Source organism: Pseudomonas sp. P1_C12, from assembly GCF_056406435.1.
Genome location: NZ_JBFUAE010000013.1, coordinates 111,635 through 129,090 on the forward strand (window position 1 = coordinate 111,635; position 17,456 = coordinate 129,090).

At 60.7% G+C, this 17,456-nt stretch carries 18 protein-coding genes; 7 read left to right on the forward strand and 11 right to left on the reverse strand.

The window, feature by feature from the left end:
- Window positions 1-66: 66 nt before the first annotated feature.
- From AC1D19_RS21445 to AC1D19_RS21460, 4 genes are all read left to right on the forward strand, one after another.
- A complete protein-coding gene (locus AC1D19_RS21445; protein WP_007990615.1) occupies window positions 67-342 on the forward strand; it encodes a DUF493 domain-containing protein in 276 nt (91 codons plus the stop codon).
- Entirely contained in the window at window positions 342-989 is a 648-nt protein-coding gene (gene lipB, locus AC1D19_RS21450) for a lipoyl(octanoyl) transferase LipB (RefSeq protein ID WP_477753832.1), read from the forward strand. The genes AC1D19_RS21445 and lipB overlap by 1 nt, the downstream gene beginning before the upstream one ends.
- A gap of 25 nt (window positions 990-1,014) precedes the next feature.
- A complete protein-coding gene (gene lipA / locus AC1D19_RS21455; protein ID WP_162276382.1) occupies window positions 1,015-2,013 on the forward strand; it encodes a lipoyl synthase in 999 nt (332 codons plus the stop codon).
- Between the two features lie 174 nt (window positions 2,014-2,187).
- The gene (locus tag AC1D19_RS21460; protein ID WP_477764484.1) at window positions 2,188-3,138 is read left to right on the forward strand and encodes a S66 peptidase family protein; all 951 of its coding nucleotides are present in this window, start codon (window positions 2,188-2,190) and stop codon (window positions 3,136-3,138) included.
- 124 nt (window positions 3,139-3,262) lie between these two features.
- Here AC1D19_RS21460 and AC1D19_RS21465 read toward each other — a convergent pair whose 3' ends face one another.
- The 5 genes from AC1D19_RS21465 to leuS all read right to left on the reverse strand — a co-directional run bounded on the left by AC1D19_RS21465 (window position 3,263) and on the right by leuS (window position 9,301).
- Window positions 3,263-4,585 (reverse strand): lytic murein transglycosylase, encoded by a 1,323-nt coding sequence (locus AC1D19_RS21465; protein WP_477764485.1) that lies wholly within the window; start codon window positions 4,583-4,585, stop codon window positions 3,263-3,265.
- Window positions 4,586-4,647: 62 nt separating this feature from the next.
- The gene (gene arfA, locus AC1D19_RS21470) at window positions 4,648-4,812 is read right to left on the reverse strand and encodes an alternative ribosome rescue factor ArfA (protein ID WP_025108699.1); all 165 of its coding nucleotides are present in this window, start codon (window positions 4,810-4,812) and stop codon (window positions 4,648-4,650) included.
- Between the two features lie 112 nt (window positions 4,813-4,924).
- Window positions 4,925-5,962, reverse strand: coding sequence for a DNA polymerase III subunit delta (gene holA / locus AC1D19_RS21475; protein ID WP_477764486.1), 1,038 nt, complete (start codon window positions 5,960-5,962; stop codon window positions 4,925-4,927).
- A 39-nt stretch (window positions 5,963-6,001) separates the two neighbouring features.
- On the reverse strand, window positions 6,002-6,607 hold the full coding sequence (locus AC1D19_RS21480; RefSeq protein ID WP_477764487.1) for an LPS-assembly lipoprotein LptE: 606 nt from the start codon (window positions 6,605-6,607) through the stop codon (window positions 6,002-6,004).
- A gap of 87 nt (window positions 6,608-6,694) precedes the next feature.
- Window positions 6,695-9,301 carry a leucine--tRNA ligase gene (gene leuS, locus AC1D19_RS21485; RefSeq protein ID WP_477753827.1) on the reverse strand — a complete coding sequence of 869 codons (2,607 nt, stop codon included), beginning with the start codon at window positions 9,299-9,301 and terminating at the stop codon, window positions 6,695-6,697.
- Between the two features lie 281 nt (window positions 9,302-9,582).
- Between leuS and AC1D19_RS21490 the strand changes: the two genes are divergently transcribed.
- Together AC1D19_RS21490 and AC1D19_RS21495 are read left to right on the forward strand one after the other, a co-directional pair.
- On the forward strand, window positions 9,583-9,903 hold the full coding sequence (locus tag AC1D19_RS21490; RefSeq protein WP_108216349.1) for a hypothetical protein: 321 nt from the start codon (window positions 9,583-9,585) through the stop codon (window positions 9,901-9,903).
- A gap of 104 nt (window positions 9,904-10,007) precedes the next feature.
- Window positions 10,008-10,769 carry a YdcF family protein gene (locus tag AC1D19_RS21495; protein ID WP_477764488.1) on the forward strand — a complete coding sequence of 254 codons (762 nt, stop codon included), beginning with the start codon at window positions 10,008-10,010 and terminating at the stop codon, window positions 10,767-10,769.
- An 82-nt stretch (window positions 10,770-10,851) separates the two neighbouring features.
- Here AC1D19_RS21495 and lnt read toward each other — a convergent pair whose 3' ends face one another.
- The 5 genes from lnt to miaB form a co-directional block, all read right to left on the reverse strand.
- Complete coding sequence (gene lnt, locus AC1D19_RS21500; protein ID WP_477764489.1) at window positions 10,852-12,375, reverse strand: apolipoprotein N-acyltransferase; 1,524 nt, start codon at window positions 12,373-12,375, stop codon at window positions 10,852-10,854.
- 8 nt (window positions 12,376-12,383) lie between these two features.
- Window positions 12,384-13,223, reverse strand: a complete 840-nt coding sequence (locus AC1D19_RS21505) for an HlyC/CorC family transporter (protein WP_477764490.1) — start codon at window positions 13,221-13,223, stop codon at window positions 12,384-12,386.
- Between the two features lie 5 nt (window positions 13,224-13,228).
- Window positions 13,229-13,723, reverse strand: a complete 495-nt coding sequence (gene ybeY, locus AC1D19_RS21510) for an rRNA maturation RNase YbeY (RefSeq protein WP_477753824.1) — start codon at window positions 13,721-13,723, stop codon at window positions 13,229-13,231.
- The gene (locus tag AC1D19_RS21515) at window positions 13,716-14,723 is read right to left on the reverse strand and encodes a PhoH family protein (RefSeq protein ID WP_008022966.1); all 1,008 of its coding nucleotides are present in this window, start codon (window positions 14,721-14,723) and stop codon (window positions 13,716-13,718) included. Before AC1D19_RS21515 ends, ybeY begins: the two co-directional genes overlap by 8 nt.
- 221 nt (window positions 14,724-14,944) lie before the next feature.
- Window positions 14,945-16,270: a tRNA (N6-isopentenyl adenosine(37)-C2)-methylthiotransferase MiaB gene (gene miaB, locus AC1D19_RS21520; RefSeq protein WP_477753823.1), complete on the reverse strand. Its 1,326-nt coding sequence runs from the start codon at window positions 16,268-16,270 to the stop codon at window positions 14,945-14,947.
- A 133-nt stretch (window positions 16,271-16,403) separates the two neighbouring features.
- Here miaB and AC1D19_RS21525 point away from each other — a divergent pair, with 133 nt between their 5' ends.
- Window positions 16,404-16,733: a DUF1820 family protein gene (locus AC1D19_RS21525; protein WP_477764491.1), complete on the forward strand. Its 330-nt coding sequence runs from the start codon at window positions 16,404-16,406 to the stop codon at window positions 16,731-16,733.
- Between the two features lie 110 nt (window positions 16,734-16,843).
- Here the strand turns inward: AC1D19_RS21525 and AC1D19_RS21530 are convergent, their stop codons facing one another.
- Entirely contained in the window at window positions 16,844-17,398 is a 555-nt protein-coding gene (locus tag AC1D19_RS21530) for a tetratricopeptide repeat protein (protein ID WP_103396533.1), read from the reverse strand.
- Window positions 17,399-17,456 lie beyond the last annotated feature (58 nt).

Sequence of the window (17,456 nt, forward strand, 5' to 3'; positions counted from 1 at the left end):
CTCCGCGCTGAACTGGCGCGCAGCCATGCCCGTCGCCACGGCTTACGCTTACGAGGCCGTTACGCCATGACCGATACCGAAGTAAAGGCGCCAAAGATCGAATTCCCGGTCACTGACTATCCCGTTAAGGTAATCAGCGATACCGGTGTGGGCAACAAGGACAAGATCATCAAGATCGTCGAGAAACACGCCAAGATCAACGATGAGCGTGTTGACGAGCGCCAGAGCAGCAACGGCAAATACACCACCATCCAGTTGCACATCGTCGCGACCGACCAGGACCAGCTGTACAACATCAACAGCGAACTGCGGGCCACCGGTTTCGTGCACATGGTGCTGTGATGTCCGGTGTGCTGGGCTTTCGCGAGCTCGGCCAGATGGCTTACGAGCCGGTCTGGCATGCCATGCAACGCTTCACCAACGAACGCGGCAGCGATGCCGCCGACGAGATCTGGCTGGTAGAGCATCCACCGGTGTTCACCCAGGGCCAGGCGGGCAAGGCCGAGCATTTGCTGCTCCCCGGTGATATTCCGGTGGTGCAGGTCGATCGTGGTGGTCAGGTGACTTACCACGGGCCTGGCCAGTTGGTGGCTTATCTGCTGCTGGACGTGCGCAAGCTCGGGTTTGGTGTGCGCGATCTGGTCACCCGGATGGAGCAGTGCCTGATCGAGCTGCTGGCCAGTTACGGCGTCACCGCCGTGGCCAAACCCGATGCACCGGGTGTCTACGTCGACGGGGCGAAAATCGCCTCGCTGGGTCTGCGGATCCGCCATGGCTGCTCCTTTCATGGCCTGGCCCTGAACGTGGACATGAACCTGGAACCGTTTCGACGGATTAATCCCTGCGGCTATGCCGGGCTGGCGATGACCCAGCTTAGCGATCACGCAGGATCGATTGAATTTGCCGAGGTAAGTGCCCGGCTGCGCGCGCAGCTCGTCAAACACCTCGACTATGCTGAGCAGACGACCCTGACGGGCGGAATCGACTGATATGACTACTGATGCAGTGCAAACCATGATCCCGACGCTCGATGTCACCGAGCGCCCGGCCCCGCGTCCCAAGGTAGAAGCCGGCGTCAAGCTGCGCGGCGCCGAAAAGGTTGCACGCATCCCGGTGAAGATCATTCCGACTACGGAATTGCCGAAAAAACCGGACTGGATTCGTGTCCGCATCCCGGTTTCACCGGAAGTCGACCGCATCAAGGCCCTGCTGCGCAAACACAAGCTGCACAGCGTGTGCGAAGAGGCTTCCTGCCCTAACCTGGGCGAGTGCTTCTCCGGCGGCACCGCGACCTTCATGATCATGGGTGACATCTGCACCCGTCGTTGCCCGTTCTGCGACGTCGGCCACGGCCGTCCGAAGCCGCTGGACGTCAACGAGCCGGAAAGCCTGGCCATCGCCATCGCCGACCTGAAACTCAAGTACGTGGTAATCACCTCGGTGGACCGTGATGATCTGCGTGACGGCGGTGCCCAGCACTTTGCCGACTGCATCCGCGAAATCCGCAAGCTGTCGCCGAATGTGCAGCTCGAAACCCTGGTCCCGGATTACCGTGGCCGCATGGACATCGCGCTGGAAATCACTGCTGCCGAGCCGCCGGATGTGTTCAACCACAACCTGGAAACCGTGCCGCGCCTGTACAAGGCTGCGCGTCCGGGCTCGGACTACCAGTGGTCGCTGACCCTGCTGCAACGTTTCAAGCAGATGATGCCGCACATTCCGACCAAGTCCGGTTTGATGCTGGGCCTGGGCGAGACCGACGAAGAAGTCATCGAAGTCATGAAGCGCATGCGCGAACACGACATCGACATGCTGACCCTCGGCCAGTACCTGCAACCGTCCCGCAGCCACTTGCCGGTGCAGCGCTTCGTGCACCCGGACACCTTCGCCTGGTTCGCCGAGGAAGGCTACAAGATGGGCTTCAAGAACGTGGCGTCCGGTCCGTTGGTACGCTCTTCGTATCACGCTGACGAGCAGGCCAAGCTGGTCAAGGCCGAGCTGATGTCGTCCTGATCGACGCAATGAAATGAAAAGCGCCCGCACGGTGTTCAGCCTCGCGGGCGTTTTTTTGCCTGGCCTACGGCAATGGCTGTTTTTTCCTGCAACCTGCGGGGCAACGGTTCCTCTTCTGTTTGTCCCCGTTCCTGACTACTGTGTGCTGAAGATTTCACGCAGGGAGATTCACGGATGACCGCTCGACCGACCCACACCCTTTGCCCTCATGCTCCGGTCCCGGCACTGCCGTCGGAAGGCATGATCGGCGTTATCGCACCCGCCGGTCCCGCGCCGCTGGACACCGACAAGGCGGTGCAATGGATGCGTGCCCGGGGTTATTCACTGAAAGTGTTTCCCGGGGTCTACGAAAAAAACGGCTACCTGGCCGGGAGCGACGAGGTGCGACTTGGCGACCTGCATGCAGCATTCGCCGACAGCGAGGTGGATGCCATCATCTGCCTGCGCGGCGGTTACGGCACGCCGCGGCTCCTCGACCGCATTGATTTTGATTTGCTGCGTGACAACGCCAAGCCGTTCATCGGCTACAGCGACATCACCGCTCTGCATTTGGCGATCAGTCGCTATGCCGGCTTCGTGACATTTCATGGTCCGATGCTCAATGCCGACCTGCTGGGTGGCAAGCAAAAACCTACGGAGTCTTCCTTCTTCAACATGCTGCGAGGGCAGGTGAGGGCGGGAACGGTGCTGGCTCATCCGGTGGCTTATCCGCTGACCACGATCGAGCCTGGCGTGGCTCATGGGCGCTTGCTCGGTGGCAATCTGGCCATGATCGCCGCGACCATGGGCACGCCTTACGAGATAGACGCCGAGGGCGTCATTCTGTTGATCGAGGACATCAACGAGCCGCTGTATCGCATCGATCGGTTGCTGACCCATCTGCGGCTGGCTGGCACGTTGCACAAACTGCGCGGCGTGTTGGTAGGGGATGTGGCAGGGGTTGAGGTGGCAGCGCTGGACAGGTTGCTGAAGCAGACCTTCGAGCCATTGAATATTCCGGTGTTGTCCGGGTGGCGCAGTGGGCATTGCGATCCGAACCTGATGCTGCCCATGGGGGCGTTGGTCAGGCTGGATGCGGGGAGCAAGGAATTGGTGCTGGAGCAGGATGTAGTAGTCAGGCGTTGAAATTCAGTCGCCTTTAAGTCAGTCATCGTCGGATCGCCGTCCGGAGCCGGCTCGCTCCCACATTCGACTGTATTCCTATGGAAGAACTCGGTCACCTGTGGGAGCGGGCTTGCCCGCGAAGCTTTTAGCGGTTCCGCAACCCTTCCAGCAACTTATGCGTCGGATACCCGTCCGCCGGCCAGCCAAACGACTGTTGGGCGCTGCGGATCGCCTTGCGCGTGTTGGCACCAATGATCCCGTCGGCGGTGCCGGCATCGTAGTTTTGTGTGCTCAGCAAGTTTTGCAGCTCGATCCGCTCGGTACGGCTCAGTGGCAGGTCATCCTTTGGCCACGTGCCGCTGATCAGTCCCGCGCCATTGAAGCGTTCGGACAACAGGCTCACCCCCAAGGCGTAGGACGACGAGTTGTTGTACTTGAGGATCGCCCGGAAGTTATCGAGCACCAGGAACGCCGGTCCACGGTAACCGGCCGGCAGCAGCAGGGCGGCGGACAGTTGCTCGGAGCCGGCCGGGACCTGGCCACCATTGGGCAGCGTAATCCCCAGTTGCCGCCATTCGGCGACGCTCTTGCGAGTCGTGCCATCGGCCAGCACGTAGTTGAACCCGCCTGGCAACTGCACCTCGAAGCCCCACGGCTGGCCTCTCTGCCAGCCTGAGCTTTGCAGGTAATGCGCGGTCGAGGCCAGGGCATCGGCCGAACTGCCCCAGATATCGCGGCGCCCATCACCATCGAAGTCGACGGCATGGGTGTTGTAGGTGGTCGGAATGAACTGGGTCTGGCCCATGGCGCCGGCCCAGGATCCGAGCATCTTCTCGGGTTCGATATCGCCTTGTTGCAGGATTTGCAGGGCGGCAATCAATTGTGCGTGGGCGAAACCGGGGCGACGGCCTTCGTAGGCCAGGGTCGCCAGCGAGTTGATCACCGACTTGCTGCCCTGGAACTGGCCAAAGTTGCTTTCCATGCCCCACACGGCCACCAACGCCTGACGATCAACGCCGTAACGCTGCTCGATGCTTTGCAGGATGTCGGCGTACTGGTTGACCAGCGACTGGCCTTTGCGTACCCGCAGCGGCGACAAGGCGCCGTCGAGGTATTCCCACACCGGTTTTGCGAATTCCGGTTGGCTGCGATCGGCACGAATCACACTGGGGTCGAAGCTGACATCGGCGAAAGCGCGATCAAACAGATCGGCGCGGATACCGGCGGCCAAGGCATCCTTGCGGAAACCCGCCTGCCATTCGGCGAAGGTCTGGGTGGGTTGGATGTCGAGGTCTTCACCGTTCGGAACCACAGGCGGAACAACCGCCGGGGCGGTGGCGACAGGGAGGGTCTGAAGCGGCTGGGCGTCGGCGGCGGTAGGTTTTTCCGCGCAGGCGACTAGCAAAACGAGGCTGGAGGCAGCAATCAATTGGCGCAAGTGCCAACGACGGGAAAGACAAAAGGGCATGCACGGGTCCAGGGAATACGGATCAGGTGCAAACCTTAACATGTTGAGCGGATGCTTGCCTTTCAGGCCGCCAGAAAGCAAGAAGCCTCCCAGCTGTCAGACTGGAAGGCTTCGCGGCGGTAACTGCCTTTGCCCTTGGTGGGGCGTTCCTGGCGGCTGCGGAACAATGGCTGGGCGATGATGGATTTGGCTTTGTTGGGGCCATGCTTCGATGGCTTTTTGCTCATGATGATTTCTCGCAAGTGAGTGGATTTTGCGAGGCGAATCATCGGCCGAAGTTCAGGTTCTGTCTATAGGGGCGATGGATGTGGATTTTGTAGGAAGAAAGATCAAGAGATCTCACTCGGCAGGCAACGCCAGTTTTTGCCCGGCCATCAACAACGTCAACCGACTCAGACTCATCCACGGCGAACCCGCAGCCTGGCCCTTGATCTGTGCGTCGATACGCTGTGCTTCGAGCAAAAGTTGCGCCCAGCGTTGCGCCGAGTAGCGTTGCAGGGCTTTGCTCATCAACGGTTTACGTTTGTCCCAGACCGGTGGCTTAGCCTGGCTGAAGGCCTTGTCCAGCGGCGTGCCCTGACTGTATTGCAGGGAAATATTGGCCAGCAGGCGCAACTCCCGGGCCAGGGCCCAGAGAATCACCGGCGGCTCGACGCCTTCGCCGCGCAATCCTTCGAGCATGCGCAACGCATGGACTGCTTCACCATTGAGCACCGCATCGGTCAGCCCAAAGACGTCGAAGCGCGCACTGTCGGCCACCGCCGCCTGTACGGTTTCAACGGTGATCTGACCCCCTTCGGCCATCAGCTTGAGCTTTTCGATTTCCTGGGCGGCGGCCAGCAAGTTGCCCTCGACCCGCGCGGCGATCAGCTCAACGGCGTCCTGGCTGGCGGAAAGCCCGGCCTGGGACAAACGTTGGCGGATCCAGCTTGGCAACTGGGCGACATCGACTGGCCAGATCTGCACGAACTGGGTCTGTTGTCCTTCGAACAGCGCTTTGCCCCACTTGGTTTTCTGCGCACTACCATCGAGTTTCGGCAGGCTGATCAGCAGTATGGTGTCGTCAGCCGGGCGCGAGCAGTACTCGATCAGCGCGGCGGCACCTTTGTCGCCGGGTTTGCCGGAAGGCAAGCGCAGTTCCAGCAGGCGCTTTTCGGCGAACAGCGACATGCTGGCACCGGCTTGCAGCAGCGTCCCCCAGTCGAAACTGGCGTCGGCGGCAAACACCTGGCGTTCATCGAATCCCTGCTGACGGGCGGCAGTGCGAACGGCGTCGGCCGCCTCCTGGCACAACAACGGGTCATCGCCGCTGATGATGTAGACCGGCGCAAGGGCGCCTTGCAGGTGTTTGGCGAGTTGGGCGGGGGCGAGCTTCATAAGAGAGGGCGAACGGGGCGCCTGAACGCCCCGTAAGTCTTACTGCTGCGGCAGTTCGACAGGCGACTGGCGCGGGGTATCCGCTTCAGCCTTCTTTGCCGCTTCCAGTGCCGCGGCATCAGCCTTGGCCTTGGCTTCGGCAGTCTGTTGCAGCTGATCCAGTTGACCTGGGCTCAGTTGTTGCAGGCGCAGCATCATGCGTTGAACCAGCTCGCGGCGAGCTTCTGTCCGGGCCGTTGCGGCTTCCTGGTCGGAACCCATCAGGTTGTTGCCGTCGTGCAGGTAGATTTTCTGCACTTCAAGCTTGTCGCTCATCAGTGGCAGGTCACCGCGACCACGGATGTCGTAGTTCAATACGGTGGTCACCTGGTACTCGCCAGCACGACCGGCACCTGCGTAGCTGAGGATGCGTTGGCTTTCCTGCTCATTGGTCAGCACCAGTTTGTAAGGTGCGCCGTTATAGACCTTGACGCCGTTGCCTTCCAGTACCTGACGCAACTGGGTCACGGTTGGACCGTAGGCGTTACGGGCGCTCAGGTCGAGTTCCTTGATCGCCAGTTCGTCGGTGCCGGTGCCGCGCAGCTGGAAACCGCAGGCGCTCAACAGAACCGCGAGGCCCATCACCAGCAGATTGCGTTTGATCATCTTGTTGCTCCCCTTGAAACCATGTGGGCCGATCAAGCGGCCCGAAAGGTTTTACTCGGCGCCAGGCTCACCTGGCGCCTGATCCAATTAGCTGGCGACGATATTGACCAGTTTCCCGGGCACTACGATCACTTTACGAATGGTCAGACCGTCGACGAAGCGCAGGACGTTCTCGTTGGCGCGGGCGGCTGCTTCGACTTCTTCGCGGCTGGCACTGGCGGGCATTTCGATCTGGCCACGCAGCTTGCCGTTGACCTGGATGACGAGCGTCAGGCTGTCCTGAACCAGTGCGCTGTCGTCCTGCACCGGCCAACCGGCGTCGATCACAGGATCAGCGTGACCCAATTGATTCCACAGTTCGTGGCTGATGTGCGGCGTGATCGGAGCCAGCAGCAGAGTCACGGTTTCCAGACCTTCGTGAATCAGTGCGCGATCCTGCTCGGTGCCTTGCGCGGCTTTTTCCAGCACGTTCATCAGTGTCATCACCTGGGCGATGGCGGTGTTGAATTTGTGGTTCTGGCCGACGTCCTGGCTGGCCTGCTTGATGGCCAGGTGGATCGAGCGACGAACGGCTTTCTGCTCGTCATTCAGGCTGGCGACGTCCAGTTTGCCCGGCAGGCCCTGGGTGACGTGCGCTTGAGCCAGACGCCAGACACGCTTGAGGAAGCGGTGCGAACCTTCCACGCCGGAGTCAGACCATTCCGCGCTCATGTCAGGCGGCGAGGCGAACATCATGAACAGGCGGCAAGTGTCTGCACCGAACTGGTCGATCATCGACTGTGGGTCGACACCGTTGTTCTTCGACTTGGCCATCTTCTCGGTGCCGCCGATTTCCACCGGCAAGCCGTCAGCTTTCAACTTGGCGCTGATAACCTTGGCCTTGCTGTCACGCTCAAGCTCGACGTCCGCCGGGTTGAACCAGGTGTAAGCGCCATTGGCTTCGCGACGATAGTAAGTCTCGGCGATCACCATGCCCTGGGTCAGCAGGTTCTTGAACGGCTCGTTGGAGCTCACCAGGCCTTCGTCACGCATCAATTTGTGGAAGAAGCGCGCGTAGAGCAGGTGCAGGATCGCGTGTTCGATACCGCCGATGTACTGATCCACCGGCAGCCAGTGGTCGGCTGCGGATTTCTCCACGAGGCCGCCTTCAAAGTGCGGCGAGGCGTAGCGGGCGTAGTACCACGACGACTCGACGAAGGTGTCCATGGTGTCGGTTTCACGCTTGGCAGGCTGGCCACATTTAGGGCAGCTGCACTCGTAGAACTCAGGCATGCGCGCCAGTGGCGAGCCGGCGCCGTCCGGCACCACGTCTTCCGGCAGTACGACCGGCAATTGATCTTCCGGTACCGGCACATCACCGCAGGTGTTGCAGTGGATGATCGGGATCGGGCAGCCCCAGTAGCGCTGACGGCTGATGCCCCAGTCGCGCAGGCGGAACTGGGTGCGCGAGGCGCCCAGTTCTTTCTTGATCAGCGCAACTTCGATGGCGTCGAAGGCACCCGCGAAGTCGAGGCCGTCGAACTCGCCGGAATTGATCAGCGTGCCGTACTCGCCATAGGCGTCTTGCCATGGCGTCGGGTTGCTATCACCGGAACTGGTGCGCACGACCGATTTAACCGGCAGGTTGTACTTGTGGGCGAACTCGAAATCGCGCTCGTCGTGGGCTGGAACCGCCATCACCGCGCCATCGCCGTAGTGCATCAGCACATAGTTGGCGACCCATACCGGCAGTTTTTCGCCGGTCAGCGGGTGCTCGACGAACAGGCCGGTCGGCAGGCCTTTTTTCTCCTGGGTGGCGACGTCGGCTTCAGCCACGCTGCCGCCCTTGCATTCAGCGATGAACGCTTGCAACTCAGGATTGTTCTGTGCAGCGAGGGTGGCCAGGTGGTGCTCGGCGGCCACGGCGACGTAGGTCGCGCCCATCAGGGTGTCCGGACGGGTGGTGAAGACTTTCAGCACGCCCGCTTCGCCGATGGAATCGACGTTGTACGGGAACTGCACTTCCATGCCGCGGGATTTGCCGATCCAGTTGCGCTGCATGGTCTTGACCTGTTCAGGCCAGCCCGGCAGGTCGTCGAGGCTCTCCAGCAGCTCATCCGCGTAGGCGGTGATCTTGAAGTAGTACATCGGGATTTCGCGCTTTTCGATCAGCGCGCCGGAACGCCAGCCGCGACCGTCGATCACTTGCTCGTTGGCCAGGACGGTCTGGTCGATCGGGTCCCAGTTCACGGTGCCGCTTTTTTTGTAAATCACACCTTTTTCGAACAGGCGGGTGAACAGCCATTGTTCCCAGCGGTAGTAATCCGGCTTGCAGGTGGTCACCTCGCGCGACCAGTCCACCGCCAGGCCCAGGCTGCGCAGCTGGGTCTTCATGTAGGCGATGTTTTCGTAGGTCCACTTGGCGGGCGCGACGTTGTTCTTCATCGCGGCGTTTTCCGCCGGCATGCCGAAGGCGTCCCAACCCATGGGTTGCAGAACGTTCTTGCCTTGCATGCGCTGGTAGCGGGAGATCACGTCGCCGATGGTGTAGTTGCGCACGTGCCCCATGTGTAGCTTGCCGCTGGGGTAAGGGAACATCGACAGGCAGTAGAACGTCTCCTTGCCTGGCTGTTCACTGACTTCAAAGGACTTTTGCTCGTCCCAGAACGACTGGGCGGCGGCTTCGATTTCACGGGGCTGATATTGTTCGTGCATGGCTACTTTTGAACTGAATAGGGGTGGCCTAATCCTCTTCAATGCAACGCTGGACGGTGAACACGCCACATTGGCGTTTTCGAGGCCCAGCCGAGCTGGAAGTGGAGTTACAGGAAGCGCCGTAGCATACATGACCGCGCTCTACCGAGGGAAACCCTGATTGCTGCCGCACGTCCTGCAAAAACCGCTGCGAGGGCCGTTGGTCGCGGCGTTCAGCCGGTTTGTTCATGGAAGCTAAGCTCTAACTGGGGAGTAGGTCTTATCTTCCAATGAGGTGAGGGATGGTTGAGTCTCAGCAAAAAGCTACAAAACCGGAGCTGTACGAAAGGCTGATCGATCGTTTGGCCTTGGCCCTGGATGCGGCAAGGACCGCTGGCCGGTTGCGCGACGAACACCCTCTGGAACTGGAACTGCGTGGTCTGAGCCCCGCAGAGTTTGCACTGGTCAAGGCGTATCTGGATCGCAGTGAGCGTGAGACACACGGATGCTTGTCAGAGGCGGTAAAGCAACTCGACGTACCACGTTCGGCCAAGATTATCTGGCTCAAGGACAAGGTTCCCGGCAGAGACGCGGTAAAGGTCCGGTCTTTCCAGTTCAAATAGGGCACAGAGCCGTACTCCATGGTTTTTTGAAGCATAGTCCTCCTGTATTGATTGTCGCATTGCGCGAACCCACTTAGGCTTCGGGCATCTCCGGGAGATGCTCGATGCCTTTTCGTTATTTCGTGAAACAACTTCTTTTGCCACCCGGCATTCTATTGCTGCTGCTTTTGCTCGCCTGGTGGTTGCGCCGCTCAAGGCCAAGGCTTGCCGGTGCGTGCTTTGCTCTGGGGCTGGGTGGTTTCTGGCTGATGAGCCTGCCGGTGGTGGTGCAGTGGAGTGCCGGCCTGCTCGAGCGGGAGCCACCGCTGGCCCGCGATGAATGGGCAATTCTGGGGCAGCGCGCGGACGCGATCGTGGTCCTCGGCTCGGGGCGCGAGCGTGGTGATGTGGCCTGGGGCGCCGACCAGCCCACGGGTATAGGCCTGGAACGCCAGCGCTTTGCCGCGCGGCTGGCCAAGGCTTCCGGCCTGCCGGTATTGACCAGCGGCGGCCTGCATTACGGCACGCCGCCCAGCGAAGCGCAGATGATGGCTGACTCCTTGCGCGACGATTTTGGCGTGAGCGTGCGTTGGCAGGAAGGGCGCAGCCGCACGACCTGGGAAAATGCACAGTTCAGCGCCGAGGTGCTGCTGCCACAGGGCATCAAGCGTGTGGTGCTCGTGACTCATGCCGCGCATATGCCACGAGCGGTCTGGAGTTTTCGCAAGGCCGGGTTTGAGGTGGTGCCGGCGCCGGTAGGGTTTCTGGGCGGCGACAACGCGCGGCCACTGGGTGGCTGGCTGCCGGAGTTCAAGGCGATCTGGCAGAACGGGCAATTGATGAACGAGGCGGTGGGGCAGATCGGTTATTCGTTGTTTTACCGGTAAAGATCAAAAGATCGCAGCCTGCGGCAGCTCCTACAGTTGGAATGCAATCCCCTGTAGGAGCTGCCGCAGGCTGCGATCTTTTCTAGACGGTCTTGGCCATCCGGCTTGCAATCAATGCCCAGCCAAACAACAGCACGCAGACAATGAGCAATGGCCACGAACGCCATTGCAGGTACGGCGTGAGGTTGTGCATCGGTACCACTTCGCCATACAGGATGCCGCGTTCGAACTGCGGGATCTGATCGGTAATCTGGCCGAACGGGTTGATCAGGCCGGACACGCCGTTGTTGGTGGCGCGGATCATCCAGCGGCCGGCCTCCAGTGCGCGCATTTGCGCCATCTGCAGGTGTTGCAGGGGGCCGATGGAGGTACCGAACCAGGTGTCGTTGCTGATGGTCAGCAGCAGGTCGCTGCGGGCGGCAAGGCTGGCGGCGAACTCCGGATAAACCACTTCATAGCAGATGAACGGCGCGATCTGATAACCCTTGGCCTGCAGCAACGGCTGGTCAGCCGGGCCGCGAGCGAAGTCCGACATTGGCAGGTCGAAGAAAGCGATCAGTCCGCGCAGCATGTCCTGCAAGGGGACATATTCACCAAACGGCACCAGTTTTTGCTTCAGGTAAGTGCCGTCGCCTTCACCGGTAACGGTGATGCCATTGAAGAAACGCTTCTCGTGGCGGACTTCCATGCGCACCGGGACACCGGTAATGAACGCCGATTTACGTTCGGCCGCGAAGCTGCCCATCATGTTCAGGTAGCCCTCGGCGGACTCCTTGAGCACCGGAATCGCCGTTTCCGGCCAGATGAGCAGATCGGCGCGCCTGGAGCTGAAACTCATGTCGCGGTACAACGCCAGTTGCGCGTTGAGCTGCGCCGGGTCCCACTTCATGCTTTGTTCGACGTTGCCCTGTATGGCGGCGACGCTCAGTGGCGGGCCCGACGGGCTGGTCCAGGCGTGGTGCTTGAGCGCCATACCGACCAGCCATGGGCCGACCAGCAGCAATATACCGGCAGCGATGAAGCCTTTACGCCCCGCGCGAACCAGGCGCAAGCCGTTGTAGATCAGCGCAGCTGTCAGGGCCAGGGTAAAGGAAATCAGCCACATCCCGCCGATGGGAGCAAGCCCGGCCAGCGGGCCATCGAGCTGGCTGTAACCGGAATACAGCCACGGGAAACCTGTCAGGAACCAACCACGGAAAGCTTCCTGGCCAACCCACAGCGCAGCGAAGGCCAGCGCGTCGGCCAGCGGTGCCTCATTGCGACGCAGCCAGCGCGCCCAAATCCAGGCGGGCAGGGCAAAGAACCAGGCAATCGCCGCTGTGAAGATCAGCATCAGGAAGCCGGCCAGCAGCATTGACGCGCCGCCGAAGTGGTGAATGCTGTAGTAGATCCAGCTGGTGCCGGCACCGAACAGGCCGAAACCGAAACACCAGCCGCGACCCAGCGCCTGGCGTGGGCTCAGTTCGCGCAAACCGGCATAGAACAGGCCGACGGCGAGCAGTGCCAGTGGCCAGATATCGAACGGCGCCAGGGCCAGGGTGGTGATTGCACCGGCCGCCACGGCCAGCAGGTTACCGGGCCAGCCGGGGCGGGTTGTCCAGCGCATTTCAATCCTTAGCGAGCAATGGGCGTCAGGCGAAGCAAGTGAATCCGACGGCTGTCGGCGTTCAGGATGCGGAAGCGGTACGGGCCGATTTCAGTGATTTCGTTACGTTTTGGCAAATGCCCGAACGCGCTCATCACCAGGCCGCCAACGGTGTCGAACTCATCGTCGGAGAACTCGCTGTCGAAAAAATCGTTGAAGTTCTCGATCGGTGTCAGGGCCTTGATCAGGAAATCACCGCTGGGCAGCGGCTTGATGTAGCTGTCTTCTTCGACGTCGTGTTCGTCTTCGATGTCGCCGACGATTTGCTCCAGCACGTCCTCGATGGTCACCAAACCGGCCACGCCGCCGTACTCGTCGATGACGATGGCCATGTGATTGTGGTTGGCGCGGAATTCGCGCAGCAGCACGTTAAGGCGCTTGGATTCCGGCACGAAGGTGGCCGGACGCAGCAGGTCCTTGATGTTGAAGCTGTCGCCGTTCTCCTTGAGGATCAACGGCAGCAAGTCCTTGGCCAGCAACACGCCCATCACGTCATCGTGGCTTTCGCCGATCACCGGGTAGCGGGAGTGGGCCGAGTCGACCACGGCGGGCAGGAACTCGCGGGGTGTCTGGGTCGCCTTGATGCTGACCATTTGCGAGCGCGGGACCATGATGTCCCGAACCTGCAAATCAGCCACCTGGATCGCACCTTCGACGATGGCCAGCGCTTCGCTGTCCAGCAGTTTGTTCTGGTGTGCATCGCGCAGCAGCTCCAGCAGCTCCTGGCGGTTTTTCGGCTCGTGGGCAAAAGCCTGGGTGAGCTTACCCAGCCATGACTTTTGCCCGTTGCTCGATCGATCTTCGCTCATAGCGATTACTCTGAATCCTTTGTTGTTTCGGTAGGGGATGAATCGGTTTCGTCGTCCGCGTACGGATCGGGAAAGCCCAGTTCTGCAAGCAACGTTCGTTCCAGTGCTTCCATCTCTTCGGCTTCGTCGTCATCAATATGGTCGTAACCGAGCAGATGCAAGCAGCCGTGAATCACCAGGTGTGCCCAATGAGCCTTGAGCTCCTTGCCCTGTTCAGCGGCTTCGCGCTCGACCACGGCCACGCAGATCACCAGATCGCCCAGCAGCGGGATGTCGAGGAACTCATCCGGCACATCGGCCGGGAATGACAAGACGTTAGTTGCGTAATCCTTTTGCCGCCAGGTGTGGTTCAGCTCGCGGCCTTCGGCTTCGTCGACCAGGCGAATGGTCATCTCCGAATCGGCGGTGCGCTGGCGCAAAGCCAGTTCGCACCACTGGCGAAATTCGGCTTCGCTGGGGGCGGGGGCTTGGGTGGCGATTTGCAGGTCAAGCTCAAGCATCGCGGCGGCTATCCTTGGCGGCTGCATCATCGGCCGCTTTGGTTTCGAAGCGCTCATAGGCTTCGACAATGCGCTGTACCAGCGGATGACGCACGACGTCCTTGGGCTGGAAGTGCGTGAAGCTGATGCCCGGCACGTCTTTCAACACTTCGATCACGTGGTGCAGCCCGGACTTGGTGCCGCGAGGCAGGTCGACCTGGGTGATGTCACCGGTGATGACGGCCGTGGAGCCGAAGCCGATCCGGGTCAGGAACATCTTCATTTGCTCGACCGTGGTGTTCTGGCTTTCGTCGAGGATGATGAAGCTGTTGTTCAGCGTACGGCCGCGCATGTAGGCCAGCGGCGCGACTTCGATCACCTGGCGCTCGATCAGCTTGGCGACGTATTCGAAGCCGAGCATTTCGTAGAGTGCGTCGTAGAGCGGACGCAGGTACGGGTCGATTTTTTGCGACAGGTCGCCGGGCAGGAAGCCGAGTTTTTCACCCGCTTCGACCGCCGGACGCACCAGCAGGATGCGGCGAATCTGCTCGCGCTCCAGTGCATCCACCGCGCAGGCCACAGCCAGGTAGGTCTTGCCGGTACCGGCCGGGCCGATGCCGAAGTTGATATCGTTACCGAGGATTTCCTTCACGTAGCGCAGCTGATTCAAGCCGCGGGGGCGAATCATGCCTTTCTTGGTGCGCAGGGCCACGGACGGTTCGGCGGGAGAGTGGTTGTCCAGCTGCTCGACGGCCGATTCCTGCAGGAACAGGTGCACCATGTCCGGCGACAGCTCGGTACCCTTGGTTTCCCGATACAGGCGGCGCAGGAGGTTTTCCGCGGAGGTGGTGTGTTTGGGTTCGCCGATCAGCTCGAACTGGTTTCCGCGATTGCGGATCTCGATGGTCAGGCGCTGTTCGATCAAGCGCAAATGCTCGTCGAATTGCCCGCACAGATTGGCGAAGCGACGAGCTTCAAAAGGCTCGAGGATGAAACGATGTGGTTCTATGGGTGCGTTCAAGGTCGTATTTAGCCGCCCTGGGGCAATAGTGATGAATCAAGGATAGCGCCAGTGGCGTGGGCGCGAAAGCTCTTAAGTGAGGCAAGCCGATTCCTGCCTCTGGCGCGGACTCTGTAGGAGCGAGCTTGCTCGCGAAGGGCTTGAATGCCCCTCGTTCATTCAGGATGCACGCGTCATCGTTGACGACCATCGTCGGAACGCCGCCCGGAGCAAGCTCGCTCCTACACCAGCGACCCCCGCAGCGAATGCGGCTGCGCGGCATCGATGTGCACGTCCGCGAACTGGCCGATCAGGGTCGGATTGTCGCAGCGAAAGTTGACGATCCGGTTATTCTCGGTCCGGCCTTGCAGCTCGCCCGGGTCTTTTTTCGAGTAATCGGTTACCAGGATCCGCTGGATCGAACCGACCATTTGTCGGCTGATCTCGAAACCTTGCTGGTTCAGGCGATGCTGCAGGGCATTCAGCCGCTCTTTTTTCAGCTCTTGCGGCGTGTCGTCGGCCAGATCGGCGGCCGGTGTGCCCGGGCGCTGGCTGTAGACGAACGAGTAGGAAAAGTCGAAGCCGACGTCGGCAATCAGCTTCATGGTTTGCTCGAAATCTTTCTCGGTTTCGCCCGGGAAGCCGACGATGAAGTCCGAACTGATGCAGATCCCCGGCACGGCGGCGCGCAGTTTGCGCAGTTTGGATTTGTATTCCAGCGCGGTGTGATTGCGTTTCATCGCAGCGAGGATGCGGTCCGAGCCCGATTGCACCGGCAAGTGCAGGTGCTTGACCAGCTCCGGCACGTCGGCGTGGGCCTGGATCAGGCTGTCGGAGAATTCCAGCGGATGCGACGTGGTGTAACGGATGCGTTCAATGCCGTCGACCGCGGCGACCACACGGATCAGCTCGGCCAGATCCGCCAGGCGCCCGTCATGGGTCAGGCCGCGATAGCCGTTGACGTTCTGCCCCAACAGCGTCACTTCACGCACGCCGTTTTCGGCCAGGTGGATGATCTCGGCAATCACGTCGTCGAACGGCCGGCTGACCTCTTCACCGCGGGTGTAGGGCACCACGCAGAACGTGCAATATTTGCTGCAGCCTTCCATCACCGACACGTAAGCGCTCGGGCCGTCGATGCGCGGTTCGGGCAGATGGTCGAATTTTTCGATTTCCGGGAACGAGACGTCGACTTGCGGCAGCTTGCTGATGCGCGCGGCGTCGATCATTTCCGGCAGGCGGTGCAGGGTCTGCGGGCCGAAGACCACGTCGACGTACGGCGCGCGATCGCGGATGGCCGCGCCTTCCTGGCTGGCCACGCAACCGCCGACGGCGATCACCATGTCCGGGTTGGCCAGCTTCAGTTCGCGCCAGCGACCGAGCTGGGAATAGACACGGTCCTGTGCACGTTCGCGGATCGAGCAGGTGTTGAGCAGGATCACGTCGGCGTCTTCAGCGCGGGCGGTGACTTCCAGGGCCTGATGTTCGCCCAGCAGATCGACCATGCGCGAGCTGTCGTACTCGTTCATCTGGCAACCGTGGGTTTCGATGTAAAGCTTCTTGGCCATGGAAAGAGTCATCACCTGATTCAAAGAACCGCGCATTATAGGGGACATGTCCCATGGTTCCTACCGTTGTGCGTCCGGCGGCTGTGCTATAGTTCGCGCCCTCATTTTTACCCCGATGTGTTACCCGCCCACCATGACTAAACGTGAAGCTCCAATCTACAAGGTGATTTTCCTCAACCAGGGCCAGGTGTTCGAAATGTACGCCAAGCAGATCTATCAAAGTGATCTGTGGGGCTTTCTGGAAGTGGAAGAGTTCGTCTTTGGCGAGCGCACGCAAGTGGTTGTTGATCCGAGCGAAGAAAAGCTCAAGGCTCAGTTCGAAGGCGTGGTGCGCAGCTTTGTGCCGATGCATTCGATCGTGCGTATCGACGAAGTCGAGCGTCTGGGGACACCGAAAATCTGCGAAGCCCGTGGCACGGTTGGCAATGTCATGCCGTTTCCGATGCCGATGCCTGAGAAGTAAGTCCTGGAATCGAGTCGCTCCATTCGCTGGCAAACCAGCTCCTACAGATACGTGCGGTCTTTGTAGGAGCTGGCTTGCCAGCGGATGCGTCAGATGGTTTGAAGCAAAAATCAGGGCAACGGCGCAAACGGCGTACGCCCGTCAGCGCTCTGCAACTCCATCAAATATTTACGGAAAATTTGCCCGAGCACCTGGGTGGCGACTTCGAGTTCTTCGCGGGGCATTTTTTCGGTGACTTCGTCGGCGGTGTCCAGGGCATCTTCGGCGCCGTTGACCGCCGCCATCTTCAGCAGGATGTACGCCTGAACGTTATTGGCCGGCACGCCTTCGCCGTGGAAGAACATGGTACCGAGCTTGAATTGTGCCTGGGCGTGGCCTTGCAGCGAGGCTTTTTCGAAATAGCTCAGGGCTTGATTGAGGTCGCGCGGCGCGTTTTTGCCTTCGTAGTAGAACTCACCCAACTCGTATTGCGCTTGTGCATCCCCTTCATCCGACGCTTTCTGGCAGGCGGCGAGCGCCTGTTCCAGGTCTTGCGGCTGGGTATTGAGGGTGCAGCGACCCATCGCTGGGATTAACAACGAGTTGCCGCCTGCTTGTGCGTGCGCGAGCAGGGGCTGAAGAAGCAACAGGCAGCCCAGTGCAAGGGTGCGGCCGGTGCGGTTCATGGGAATCGACTTACCTCTGAAGGGCGCGCGGACCCATCGAGGGATCCAATAAGCGCGC